Source organism: Desulfonatronospira sp. (assembly GCA_003563255.1).
Classification (GTDB): Bacteria; Desulfobacterota; Desulfovibrionia; order Desulfovibrionales; family Desulfonatronovibrionaceae; genus Desulfonatronospira.
The window spans coordinates 1-11,623 of sequence record PWSL01000214.1 but is presented as its reverse complement, the minus strand read 5'-3'; the positions used below and the strand labels follow the sequence as shown (position 1 = coordinate 11,623).

Annotated in this window: 10 protein-coding genes; all 10 read right to left on the bottom strand. The window is 54.9% G+C overall.

What is annotated here, in order from left to right; all coding sequences use genetic code 11:
* Window positions 1–425: PAS domain-containing protein (locus tag QZP87_RS06310; protein WP_291322078.1), on the bottom strand; the 425-nt coding region annotated here is incomplete at its 3' end.
* A gap of 33 nt (window positions 426–458) precedes the next feature.
* Complete coding sequence (locus tag QZP87_RS06305; RefSeq protein WP_291322077.1) at window positions 459–1,229, bottom strand: AAA family ATPase; 771 nt, start codon at window positions 1,227–1,229, stop codon at window positions 459–461.
* A gap of 75 nt (window positions 1,230–1,304) precedes the next feature.
* The gene (locus QZP87_RS06300; protein ID WP_291322076.1) at window positions 1,305–1,898 is read right to left on the bottom strand and encodes an MBL fold metallo-hydrolase; all 594 of its coding nucleotides are present in this window, start codon (window positions 1,896–1,898) and stop codon (window positions 1,305–1,307) included.
* Window positions 1,899–2,507, bottom strand: a complete 609-nt coding sequence (locus QZP87_RS06295; RefSeq protein WP_291322075.1) for a CheR family methyltransferase — start codon at window positions 2,505–2,507, stop codon at window positions 1,899–1,901. It abuts the gene before it with no gap.
* Window positions 2,508–2,567: 60 nt separating this feature from the next.
* Window positions 2,568–4,715 (bottom strand): chemotaxis protein CheA, encoded by a 2,148-nt coding sequence (locus tag QZP87_RS06290; RefSeq protein WP_291322074.1) that lies wholly within the window; start codon window positions 4,713–4,715, stop codon window positions 2,568–2,570.
* Between the two features lie 9 nt (window positions 4,716–4,724).
* Window positions 4,725–5,087: a response regulator gene (locus QZP87_RS06285; protein WP_291322073.1), complete on the bottom strand. Its 363-nt coding sequence runs from the start codon at window positions 5,085–5,087 to the stop codon at window positions 4,725–4,727.
* Complete coding sequence (locus tag QZP87_RS06280) at window positions 5,080–5,442, bottom strand: STAS domain-containing protein (protein ID WP_291322072.1); 363 nt, start codon at window positions 5,440–5,442, stop codon at window positions 5,080–5,082. The genes QZP87_RS06285 and QZP87_RS06280 overlap by 8 nt, the downstream gene beginning before the upstream one ends.
* A 100-nt stretch (window positions 5,443–5,542) precedes the next feature.
* A complete protein-coding gene (locus tag QZP87_RS06275) occupies window positions 5,543–7,615 on the bottom strand; it encodes a methyl-accepting chemotaxis protein (protein WP_291322071.1) in 2,073 nt (690 codons plus the stop codon).
* A gap of 82 nt (window positions 7,616–7,697) precedes the next feature.
* On the bottom strand, window positions 7,698–9,542 hold the full coding sequence (locus QZP87_RS06270) for a methyl-accepting chemotaxis protein (RefSeq protein ID WP_291322070.1): 1,845 nt from the start codon (window positions 9,540–9,542) through the stop codon (window positions 7,698–7,700).
* 300 nt (window positions 9,543–9,842) lie between these two features.
* Complete coding sequence (locus QZP87_RS06265; protein WP_291322069.1) at window positions 9,843–11,255, bottom strand: sigma-54 dependent transcriptional regulator; 1,413 nt, start codon at window positions 11,253–11,255, stop codon at window positions 9,843–9,845.
* Between the last annotated feature and the right edge of the window lie 368 nt (window positions 11,256–11,623).

The following is an 11,623-nucleotide window of genomic DNA, read 5'->3' as shown; positions in this document are numbered from 1 at the left end:
TCACCCTTGTCATTCTTGATGGGCTTGCCGGTGTATCTGATGGGAAGCTCCCCGGAAGGCAGCCTGGCCACGGTATCGCTGGTGAACACACCGTCCTGCTGCATGGCCTTTTTGACCTGGCAGTTTTCAGTATTGCAATGTCCGGTATTGAAAAGGTTGAAGCAGTACTGCCCCACAACAGCATCTGCAGATTTGCCCAGTGCCTTTGCCCCGGCGGCGTTCATGTAGATGACCCTGTACTCCCTGTCCACAGCCATCACCGGAGTAGGGATTTCATGCAGGATATCGGCCTTGAACCGGCATTCATCCAGGGCCCTGCGCAGATCCTCCACCTCTTTTGGGTCACCGCTCTGACCGGGTGTCACGGCCTGAGCCGGCGAAGAACCAGCATCTGTTTGTTCAAAAATGTCCTTTGTCTGACTCATACCCTCTCCTCCTTTTGCGACAACTGTCTGGCTTTAAGTTGCAGCGCGCTTTATCCGCGCCTTCATATCCTCGACAATGCGAGCGTATGCCCTGGCCCCGCTGGACCCTGGAGAATAGGAAAAAATACTCTGCCCGTGAGCAGGGGCCTCCAACAGTCGAACATCCTGCCTGATATAGGTTTCAAAAACGTCTTCTGGATAGTTTTTCCGGATCTCATTGATATTCTGGCGCACCACCCGGGAACTGGGATGCACAATGGTCAGAAGAATGCCTGCCAGCCTGGGGGCCAGGTTCATGCCTTTCTTGAGGCGTTTTATGGCCAGGTCCAGGTTGAAAAGCCCCTGCAGGCTCAGGTACTCGGGCTTGACTGGAATCAGGTAGAAATCCGCCGCCACCAGGGCATTTATTGACAGCATGGACAAAGAAGGGGGACAATCCAGGAACACCCAGGCATAGTCGGTCCTGACCCGCTGCAGCTGGCGAATGAGACGGCGCTCCCGGCCCGGGACATCGGCCAGATGCAGGTCGGTATTGGCCAGATCCATGTTGCCTACCACCATGTCCAGCCCGGGCTGAGCAGTGCTTCGGATGATCTCTTCTATGGGGCGGCCTTGCAACAGGGCGTCGGACATGGAAGGCGTCAAATCATGGTTCGGCACTCCAAGACTCAGAGCAGCTGAAGCCTGGCTGTCCAGATCCACCAGCAGGGTCTTTTCCCCTGACCGGGCCAGCCCGGCGGCCAGATTGACGCTGGTGGTGGTTTTGGCTGTACCGCCCTTATTGTTGATAACCGCTATAATCATGCATTCTCCATCCTGGGACGGGCAGTTCCTGCACGCCCTGTTTAACATTGCCCCTGTGCAGTTTTTAAGCAGGTCTCAATCATCACCCCCAAACATCCGCGCGGAAGACCGGATCATGGCAGCGGCGTTTTTTTGTATCGGCGGGCCGTGTCCGGGGTAAACCGACTTGACCTCCAGCGATGCCAGGTACTTCAGGGCCATAATAAAATCTTCATGATGGTTTCCCTGGGGATTTAAAAAGGACAGCTGCGTGTCCCCGGAAAACAGGACCCCGTTGCGGGCACAGAAAAGACAGATGGAATCGCTGCTGTGTCCCGGGGCATGGATGACTTCAAATACCTCGTCCCCCATTTGCAGGATGTCCCCGTGCTGCAGCACCCGGTCTATGCCCTCGCAGAACTCTGAAAAAGCAAGGACTTGCGGCTCAAACCTGCTGCGGACCTCCTGGATCAGCCCTGCATGATCCGAATGGGTGTGGGTAAGCACCACCTGGTCCACCTTTTTCTTGCCCAGCCCGGTGGAAATGTTTTCCAATTCTTCAAATATGCCCGGGTCCCGTCCCACATCCACAAGGGTGTTCTGGTCCTGCAGAGAGTTCCAGTCCCCCCGGATGAGGTAGACATTACAGGTATAGACACTGCTTTTTTCCGTCAGGTTGTCCAGGCGCATCTAGGCCGCTCTCTTCTGGTAAATCTGGGCATTGGAGGTAACCGGCGAAAAAAGATGGCTCAGTTTTTCAGGCATCTTCTGAGTATGCTCGGTTACAAAGTACCCCCCATCCTCCAGGCACGAATGAAACATACGGATAACCTCCACCCGCTCGCTCTCCTTGAAGTGCAAAAGGACATTCTTGCAGATAACCAGGGAGAAGTTTTTTCTTATGGGCTGCAGGGTCAGCAGGTCGTGCTTTTGAAACACTACGCTCTTTCTGATTTCATCGGCTATCAGGTACCAGTCGTCCGTGTCGGTTGTTTGAAAATAATGCTCCATTATCTCCCGGGGGACGCTGTGCAGCCTTTCCCGATGATACAGCCCGGCCTCTATTTCCTGTTTGAACTGGTTACTGCCGTCGATATCCGTGGCATGTATGGTAACATTCCTGAAACACATGGCCCCCATATTCTCCCTGAGAGTAATGGCCACCGAGTAAGGCTCCGGCCCCATGGCGCACCCGGCGTCCCAGATGCTGATAAACCTGCGGGAGCGCAGCTTGGGCACCACGATATCCCTGATGAGTTCCAGGGTCTGCCTGTCTCTGAAAAAGTAGGTAAAGGCCATTTGCTTATCTTCTGAAGTGTAATCTGAACCGGCAGCCCTGTTCCTTTTCCGGTTTATGGATCATGACGCCTCTGTGTTGAATCCGAAGGAGGACTCAACCGCCGGATTGGATTCATTGCTTCTCACGTCGCGCACCAGGGGCTCGATATCCAGGATCAGGGCGATGCTGCCGTCACCGTTGATGGTCGCCCCGTAGATGCCCTGGACATCCTGATATGCCTGCCCAAGGTTCTTGATCACCGTCTGCTGCTGGCCTATTACCTCATCCACGGCCAGGCCCACGGTCATCTGAGTGCTGCTGACCATGACCACCTGCTCGATTGCCGGGGGGACGCCCTCGATGAGAAACCATTCCCGCAGACGGATATAGGGCACCAGGGTGTCTCGAAGAGGGATGAGCCTGCCTGAGCTGCGATTCTGTTTCTCTTCAGAGGTCAGTTCCACGCATTCGCTCACCACGCTCAGGGGAATGATGAAGTACTGTTCTCCCACTCTGACCTGCAGCCCTTCGATGATTGCCAGAGTAAGGGGCAGGCTGATCCTGATGGTACTGCCCTGACCCGGAATGCTGTCTGCCTCGACCCTGCCCCGCAGGGCGTTTATGTTCTGCTTGACCACATCCATACCCACTCCTCTCCCGGAGATATCGCTTATCTCCCTGGAGGTGGAAAAACCGGGCAGAAAAATCAGATTTAATATCTCTTTGCCACTCAGCTCAGCTCCGGGGGGTATAATACCCTTTTCCAGGGCCTTGGCCTTGATGACCTCGGGATCCATGCCCCGGCCGTCATCTCTGATAGTCAGAACAACGTTGCCCCCGGACTGCATGGCCGAAAAAGTTATTGTGCCCTGCCTGGGCTTGCCCAGCCTGACGCGTTCTGCAGGAGACTCGATTCCGTGATCAATGCTGTTGCGCAGAAGGTGTACCAAAGGATCGTTGATCCTCTCAATAACCGTCTTGTCCAGCTCAGTCTCGGCACCCTCGGTCACCAGCTCGATCTCCTTGCCTTTTTGACTGCTCAGATCCCTGACCACCCTGCGGAATTTTCCGAAACTGGAGCCGATGGGCAACATTCTGATGCCCAGAGTATTGTCCCTGAGTTCATCAGACAGGCGCTCGATTTCTTCGGAGATGTTTTTGAGTTCGCGGTTTTCATGATCTCCGATCATACGGGTCAGCTTGGCCTGGGCTATGACCAGCTCTCCCACCAGGTTGACCAGATCGTCAAGTTTGGCAGCGGGTACGCGAACGCTTGAAGAGGAGACATCCCTGGTTCGCTCCTCCTGAAGCTTGCGCACTGTCTGCTGCTCGACCAGGGCTGTTTCCACCTGGGATCTGCTTACCAGTCCCGCCTGGATCAGCAGTTCTCCCAAACGCTTCTGGTTACCCAGGACACTTTCCAGTTCCTGACGACTGATGTCCCCGCGCTCGGTAAGTATCTCTCCCAGCCTGCGGTAACCTTCCGCCTGCCCGGACTCTGTACCGTGGTCAATGAGCTGGATATTCAGCTCGCTGTCCTCATCCACGAAAATGAACACGTCCTGGATGGCGTTCTTGCCCTGTGTCGTGGTCAGAATAATATCCCACCATACATGGCACTGTTCGGGATCAATCTTATCCAGGGGGGGGATATCTTCGCCGTGTGCGATGACACAGGCCTGGCCAAGTTCCCGGATCTCTTCCAGAAGGTGCAAGGGGTTGGTACCTGTAGCAAATATGGACTTTTCGGGCTTGAAGCGGATACGGTAAACCAGCTTCTCCCCTGCAGGCTGCTGCTCCTCTTCCAAACCTTCACCCTGACCTTGCGTTGAATGCTCAAGGGGCAGAATCTCTTTCAAGGCTTCCAGGATGCTCTGCATCGCCTCCTGGTCATGATCCTGGGGATCTCCGAGAAGATTCTGGATCTGATCCTTGGCGCTCAAGGTCAAATCCAGAAGTTCTTTACTCACCTGCAGCTCACCGCAGCGGACCATTTCAAAGGCGTTCTCCAGCTCATGGGTGAACTCAGCCACCTCTTCAAATCCGAACATGGCACCCGAACCCTTGATGGTGTGCAGGGCTCGGAACACTCTGTTGACCAGATCCGCGTCCCCGGGATCACTATCCAGCTCCAGAAGGGCGGTCTCCAGTTCCGGCAGAAGGTCGCCTGCTTCCTCCAGGAAGGCCTGCTGCATCTTTTCTTTATCCGACATGTTTTCTCGGGTCATGGCAATTTCCTATTTAAGCAGTTTCTGGACCACGGCCAGGATCTGAGGCGGCTTGAAAGGCTTGACGATCCAGCCGGAAGCCCCTGCCTGTTTGCCCTCCTGCTTTTTTTCATTCTGGGATTCAGTGGTGAGCATAACAATGGGAATGAACTTGTAGCCCGCGGTGGCCCTGACGTTTTTTATGAGTTCTATGCCGTCCATGTTGGGCATGTTCAGGTCGGTGATGATCATATCCACCTGGCCCTGAAGCTTCTGCAGGGCGTCCTTGCCGTCCACCGCCTCCACCACGGAATAGCCGGCATCCTTGAGGGTAAAGCTGACCATCTGGCGTACGCTGGATGAGTCGTCCACTGTCATTATCGTCTTACCCATTAAGGCTTACCTCCTTGAACAGACATTCCTCTTGTGCAAACATGCACACCCGGCCGAAACCGCCGTCCCGCCATACAGCAATAACGGCATCGGCCGGGGGCCTGCTTAAACTGATCTTTTTCGCCCTGGCTGCAAAAGACTGGTGAGCAGCGCAGATAATCTGCAGCAGGGAAAGGTCCGTGTTTTCGACCTCGGACAGGTCCAATGCCAGGTTGTCAGTCGTTTCCAGCGCCTGGGAGAACCTCTTGAGGATATCAGTGGCATGCTGCACGCTGCAGTCGCCGGTCAGCCTCAAAGTATAGATCGTATTTTCTTCCGGCATACGTTCTTCCATAACTCCTCCCCTGAGGAACATGTTTTTCTGCTGTTATCATGTCAGCACTCTGCATGTGGCATGGCTGCCCGCCCGGAGGGGGACCGGCGAAGAACCTCTGCACCGGTCCCGTAAACAAGCCCTAGTATTTTTCAAACTCCTGATCCTCGGCGTCCTCTGCTCCCATATCCAGGGACAGGCGCTTCTTTTGCCGGTCCTGCTGTCCGGGTTCCTTGTGGGCCAGCTGCATCCGGTCGCCTGTCTTTTTAACAGGTCTGCCGCCTGAAGAGGCTTTACCGGTCATCAGGGACTTTCCGATGCCGCTTTCACGGGCATCGACCTTAAAGAAACTGATGATTCCCTGCAGCTGCTGGGCCTGGCTGGAGAGTTCCTCGGCAGTGGAGGACAGCTCTTCCGAAGCGGAAGCATTCTGCTGCACCACCTGATCCAGCTGCTGGATGGCCTTGTTGATCTGCTCCGCCCCGGAGGTCTGCTCTTTGGAGGATGCGCTGATCTCCTGGACCAGATCGGCGGTCTTCTGGATGTCCGGGACCATCTTTCTGAGCATTTCCCCGGCCTTTTCCGCTACCTGCACACTGGAAGCTGACAGCCCGCTGATCTCGTTGGCGGCCTGACCGCTTCTTTCGGCCAGCTTGCGCACCTCTGCAGCCACCACGGCGAATCCCTTGCCGGCCTCTCCGGCCCGGGCGGCTTCAATGGCCGCATTCAGGGCCAGCAAGTTGGTCTGGCGGGCGATTTCCTCGATAATGTTGATCTTTTCAGCAATATCCCGCATGGCCTGGACCGTGTCCTGGACCTGCCTGCCGCCGTCTTCGGCATCCTTGGCCGCCTGCAGGGCGATCTTTTCGGTCTGAGCGGCATTGTCGGCGTTCTGCTGGATATTGGAGCCCATCTGCTCCATGTTGGAGGATACCTCTTCCAGGTTGGAGGCCTGTTCCGTGGCCCCCTGGGACATCTCCTCAGAAGAAGAGCTCATTTCCTCGCTGCCAGCAGCCACGTTGTCCGCGGAAGTCTTTACTTCCTGCACCACTTCCTTGAGCTTTTCCTGCATGCGGCGCATGGAATCGGCCAGAATTCCTATTTCGTCCTTCTGGTTGACATCCAGGGCCTGAGTCATATCTCCGTCGGCCATCTGCTCGGAAAAGGCCACGCCCTTGGCTACGGGGCCGGTTATGGCCCTGGTCAGCACTGCTCCCAGAGCCACGGCCAGCACCACCCCTATGAGCATCCCGGCCAGGGCAACGGTTATGGCGTTGGCGGCATCGTTTTCAGCCGTTGACACGGCATGGGCCGCCCCCTGCTCATTGATGGCGATGATTTCCCCCATAAGTTCCATGGCGGCCAGCTGCATCTCCCTGGAGTCCTGCATGGCCAGCTGGTTCATCTGGTCATATAAAGCATCTGCCTCCTGAGCGATCTCGATGAGCCTGTCAAAATACCCGAAAGTATTTTCCGCGGCAGGCAGCATCTGTTCATAATAAATATCTATAGCCGCCTGCTCGTTGTCGGCCTGCATTTCCTGCCTGATATCAGCCACACTTTCGTGAAAGGCATTATGATAAGGGACAACATCCCGGAGCATCCCGGTGATCTGGGGATTGTCAATGCGAAAATCAGCCATCCAGCGGCCGAAGGCACAGGCCCTGGCATCGTCTCCACCCTCAAAATCCTGGCCGGTCAGCAGAAAACGGCCGATATTGTCCATAAGGGCATAGTGATCCCCTCTGAACCCCTGGAGCATACTCAGAAATTCATCTGTGTTCAGGATGCCTATATCCTCCAGTTCCCTGGCCATGGCCAGAAATTCGTCGTTCACCCCGGCCCATTGCTGAATAGTGGTTCCTATTTCGCTCCAGAGAGCATCTTCTTCACTGGTCCGGGGCAGTTGTTCAAAGGCATCCATTGCCGGCCCGTATCTTGATCTGGCTGCATCAATGGCTTGATGCTGCTCCTGTCTTTCCTCCATGCTCAGCTCGGGGTTGAGCAGGGTCCGGAAAGCGACCATCAATGTTTCCAGTTCCTTTTCCGCAATCCTGAGGTTGTTGATGCTGGGCAGATTGACCTGGCCGATCTCATGTACATGACCATCAAGATTGTTGGCCCCCCTCCAGCCGAAAAAACCCACTACCAGAACTATGAGGGCCACAATTATAAAGCCCCCCATCAATTTTACACCCAACTTCAAGTTTTTCATACCCGTTCTCCTGCCTTCCAGGTTTTATACCACAACCCGTGCGGTAAATAATCCAAGTGTACACTGCTGCAGAGGAAGCCATTCAGAACAGTTCCACGTTTTCGCCGAACCCGTCTTCATCTTCCCCGGCATCCTCATCAAAAAGATCGATATTATCATCCGGCATATTCTTTCCTGCTGCTTGGCCCTCACCTGTAAACTCCAAGAACACGCTGCGCTCAGACTGCATGGTATAACGGTGCAGGCTGTTTTTCAGCCGTTCAGAATACCTGCCCTCTGCATACTCAGGGACCTGATCACTGACCTGACCCTGAATCCTTTGCAGATGCTGGATGATAGAGCTCAATTCCTTTTCCACCACAAACTGCAGATCCATTTTATCTTCCAGACTTCTGACCAGCTTGAGAAATTCAGCCGTGTCCCGGCGCAGCGAACCGTGCAATGCGGCTGCCTCGGAATTGGATTGAGCCAGACGGTTGAGTACCTGGCCCAGGGTTTCACAGAGGGCGGCTTCCTTCTGGGCCCTGGCCCTTGCACTTGCGGCATGGGAGTTGAAATCCCCGGAAACCGAAACGATCTCTTCCAGCACCCCTGAAACGCGGGCGACCAGGTCCTTGGTGCTTCTGGAAAGCCGGTGAATGGCTCCGGCCAGGACCCCCAGAGGTTTGCCCTCATCACCGGTGTGAGCCGACTTGACGCTGGCGTTGAGGGCGATGAGTTCTATTTCCTCGCCAATATCCTCAAGGGTGTCCAAAAGATTCTGCATATCCCCCAAGACACCGGCCATACCGTCAAGTCGATCCACCACGTCCTCAAAACGGGTGGATGCCTGCTGCAACGCGGGAATAAGTTCTGAGGCATCCTGCTCCAGCTCTCCCAGCACCCCTTTGCCGCTCCCGGAGTCCAGACCGGCAAAACCATCCATGTCCTTTTCCTGCTCTGCAGCAAACCTGCCTATGGCTGTGATGCTCTCCCTGATCCGGTCCATTGCACTGCCCAGCTCGGATTTTGTAAATGTAAGCTGCCGGTACTGCAGGGAACAGACATCGTTGAGCCAGCTGATCATGCCGGCTGCATCGTCCTGCTGCCGGCCGGGATCTCCCTGGAAAAAAATCTGGACCTCTTCCAGGCTCTGCTGCACATGCTCCACCTGCTGCCTGGTTATGTCGTGAAACTGCACCGAGGAGATGATCTCCCCGATCTGCTCTTTTATATCCTCGGTGCGGCTGGAAATGGAGCTTGAAATGCGCTCGGATGAAGACTGAAGCTCTTTGAGATCCTGGTTTCCCTGGCAGAACCTGTCCAGAAGGGGCGTTATCTCTCCTGAGTGCAATTTCTGGGTCATATCCACCCGGTCCTGGACTTTCTGAACTTCTCCCAGAAGATCCGTTGCCCTCCGGCCCACATGGCGGGAGTACTCATCAGTCTTGTGACCCAGTTTTTCCACTTCCTGGGCCAGAGTCACAAAATGTCTACCGGCCTCGCCAAGCCTGGCGCTCTCGATTCGGATGGACATGGCCAGTACCCTGAGATGCTTGAGCATGGGCCTGAACTGCTGCATCTCCTTGTGCAGTTTTGCAATAGCCCCGGCCAGATCAGTGCACCTTCCCAGGATCAGGGACAGGTCTACACTCTCAGACTTGTCCTGGATCTGCTCCAGGGCCCGGTCCATCTCCTGCATATCCTCTTTGAGGGTCTTGCCGGAAGCCTTCTCGGCCAGCTCCATTGAGCAGGAGGACAACTCCCGGGAACGGACTGACAAGTCCTGCACCCCCTGGCCGATTTCCAGGAATTCGTCTTCCCTGCCCGCCACCACCTGGCCCAGGCTGGAGGTCGCCTCTTCCAGTTCCTGGAGCCACTCCCTTAAGGGGTAATCTTCCAGACCGGATTTACCGTCTGTTTCAGAATGATAGTCCAGATCCTTCATTAATCCTTAGCCTGTTGACAGGTTTGGCCCTCTTTCGCTGATATGTCCCCAGTGCAATCAACGTGCAGATCAAAAAAACTTACATAAACTCTTATCAAAACCTGTGCCAAAAATAATGTCAAAAATTTTAATTTGAATTTCAATAGGTTGGTAGAAAAAGGACTGAAAGAGATAGATCTTGGAAGGGTATTTTTCAAATCCGGCTTGAAATATTTCAAATCAAATTTGAAATTTCTGGTATGTGCTATTTACGTAGTGTTATTCCTGAATCTGTAAAGGTCTCAGGCGGGAATCCCAGGGTTATGATTTGCGCGGCCTGTATTTTTTGATCAGGTCGTAGACCCTGGCCTGGGTCAGGTTGGCCATTTGAGCCATCTCTTTTACCCTGCCGCCGGTATGGTCATATAGATCCTGGAAATATCGCTCTTCAGCGGCACGAACGGCCTGGTCCCTGAAAGTCTTCCATTGGGGAATGTCCGGGCGTCCCAGGGGAGAAAAGCCCGGATCCAGTACCTGGGCCTTATGCTGCTGCCCGGAGAGCGAACTCTTGAGCAGCGAGACTCTGAGGTGCAGGGGCAGGTGTTTGCGATGCAGCATGGTTACTCCTGTGGCAGCGGACACTGCCTGCTCCAGGGCATGCTTGAGCTCCCGGACGTTGCCCGGCCAGTCATAGGCTTGGAATATATCCAGGACTTCGGGATACAGGGCTTTGGGTTGCTCTGCACTCTGGCGGGCTATATCAGAGAGGAAACGGTCCGAGAGTTCGGGTATGTCGTCTTTGCGTTCCCGCAAAGGGGGTAGACGGCATTGATACATCCTGATTCTGTACAGCAGATCCTGGCGGAACTCCCCTCGCTGGGCCATGGCCTCAAGGTCTTTGTTGGTGGCGCATACCAGCCTGAAATCGCTGTGGACTTCCCTGGATGCCCCCACCGGCCTGTATTTTTTTTCTTCCAGCAGCCTCAAAAACCTTTTCTGCATCTCCAGGCTCAGCTCACCGATCTCGTCCAGAAACAGGGTCCCTTGGTGACTCAGGGACACCAGGCCTGAATAGTTTTCCATGGCACCGGTAAAAGCGCCCCGGACATGCCCGAAAAGAGTGCTCTCAAGCAGGCCCTGAGTCAGGGCCGAACAGTCTACAACCACGAAGCTGCCGGCGGATCTGGGGCTGTTTTCATGCAGGGCCCTGGCGAAGAGCTCTTTGCCTGTGCCGGTTTCACCGTAGATGAGGACGCTGTTGCCCGTCACTGCGGCCTGGGCCAGGTCCTGCAGGCATTTGTTCAGGACCGGGCTGCTGCCCACTATTCCCGGTCTGGCAATAAGCCTTTTTTTTGATCTCGTTATCCTGGCCTCCCTGTATTCCAGAGCCCGGACCAGGGCCAGCGTGACCTCCATGATTGAGGCCGGCTTCTCCAGAAAGTCGAATGCTCCTTTGTTCAGGGCCAGCTCAGCCCCTTCGGGATCACCTTTGCCGGTGATGATGATTACTTCTGGAAGTGAGGGTAGAGCCTGGAATTCCGGTAAAGCGTCGAGTCCATGCCCGTCGGGAAGGCTCAGGTCCAGGAAGACCGCTTCACAGGCAAAGCCTTCAGCCTGGGACCTGGCTTGCCTGAGACTTCCGGCAGTGAGTGCCTTGTGCCCTGCATTCTCAACAGACCTTGCCAGTACGCTGCACACATCGGGGTCATCATCAACTATCAGAATGTTGGCCATAAGGAAGGGAGATTAACGCCATTGGCGATTAATAGCAAGACTTTAATGCGCCTGAAAGGCCGACTTATGCTGTTGCATATCTGACCTTCCAGACGTGAAAAGGCGGAAAAGTAGTTGATTTCCAACACTACATCGAAACTGTTTTATTGATCGCCGGGGACTGATCGCCGGGGACTGACCCGCCCTGCACTTTTTCAAATCAGCTGAAATAATCTCTGATAAAAACAGTGCCGGGTATCGGTTTAGCGCTTTGCATGTGGCACGGGGACTGGCTCTTCCGGGACCCGCTTGTCCCAGAAAATAAGATATTTTAAGCACAACATGATGCTCAAGTGGGTCCCGGAGTGCCTGTCCCCTGCTTTGCATGT